The organism is Acidovorax sp. KPB24-03, assembly GCF_057546605.1.
Map to the genome: position 1 here is coordinate 1 of NZ_BAAJYR010000717.1, position 1,124 is coordinate 1,124.

The 1,124-nt window shown below is 75.0% G+C and carries 1 protein-coding gene and 1 pseudogene; both read left to right on the forward strand.

Annotation, left to right across the window (positions count from 1 at the left end):
- On the forward strand, positions 1-716 hold a 716-nt coding region (locus tag AC27KI_RS25465; RefSeq protein ID WP_487116588.1), incomplete at its 5' end, for a DUF3772 domain-containing protein.
- Positions 689-1,124 (forward strand): annotated as a pseudogene (locus tag AC27KI_RS25470) (DUF3772 domain-containing protein); the annotation flags it as partial. The gene AC27KI_RS25465 and the pseudogene AC27KI_RS25470, both read left to right, overlap by 28 nt.

Consider the following 1,124-nt stretch of genomic DNA (forward strand, 5'->3'; position numbering starts at 1 on the left):
GCCCCGGCCCGGCCGCCAGCGCCACGGCCCCCCGGGCCGGCGATCCGGCCCCTCGTTCGGTGGACGACCTGCGCAAGCAGCTCGACGCCGTCCCGAAAAAGCTCGATCCGGACGACGACGGCCGCAAGCTCGTCAACGAGGTCTATGCCATCGGCACGGCCGCCGAGCAACTCGTCGCGCAGCGCACCGAAGAGCTGGCCGACCTGGACACGCGCCTGGCCGGGCTCGGTCCCTCGCCCGAGAAAGGCGCGCCCGCCGACTCCCCCGACGTCGCGCAGCAGCGGGCCGGACTGGCCAAGCAGCGCGCCGTCGTGGACGCCGACCTCAAGCTCGCCCGCCTCATCGTGGTCGATGCCGACCAGCGCAGCGCCGACCTCGTGCGCCAGCGCCGCCAGCAGTTCCAGGATGCGCTGACCGCCCGCATCGACTCGCCGCTGGGCCCCACCTACTGGCGCGCGCTGCGCAACGCCTGGCCCTCCGACACCGCCCGCCTGTCGATGCTGGCGGTCGAGATCCGCCAGGCCCTGGAGCGGGCGATGGAGCCTGCCCGGCGCGCCACCTTCCTCGGCAGCCTGGCCGGCGCGCTGCTGCTGGCCGTGCTGGGCAACTGGCTGGCCAAGCGCGTGCTGGTGCGCGTGGCCCCCACGCGGCTGCGTCCGGGCGCCTGCGGCGCTCGCTGCTCGCGGCGGTGTCGGTCGTGGTGCACGTGCTGCTGATCGGGCTGGCGGCGCAACTGGCGCTCAGCGGCGTCGACGTGGGCGACAACCTCGGCGACCGGCTGCACGGCCTGGGCAGCACGGCGGTGCGCCTGGCCATCTTCGCCTCGTTCGCCATCGGCCTGGGGCACGCGCTGCTGTCGCGCCGGCGCAGCTCCTGGCGGCTGCCTTCGCTGTCGGACGACCTGGCGCGGCGGCTGAGCCCCTACCCCTGGTGGATCGCCCTGGTCGCCATCACCAGCGGGCTCATCACCGAAATCAACACCGCCGTGGGCGCCAGCCTCGCGGCCGAGGTGACGACGCAGGCGGTGACGGCGCTGCTGGTCGCGCTCATCGCCATCGCCTGCCTGCGCCATCTGCACACCCCGCGCACCACGGCCAAGGACGGCGCGGCGGACGGCGGCAGCG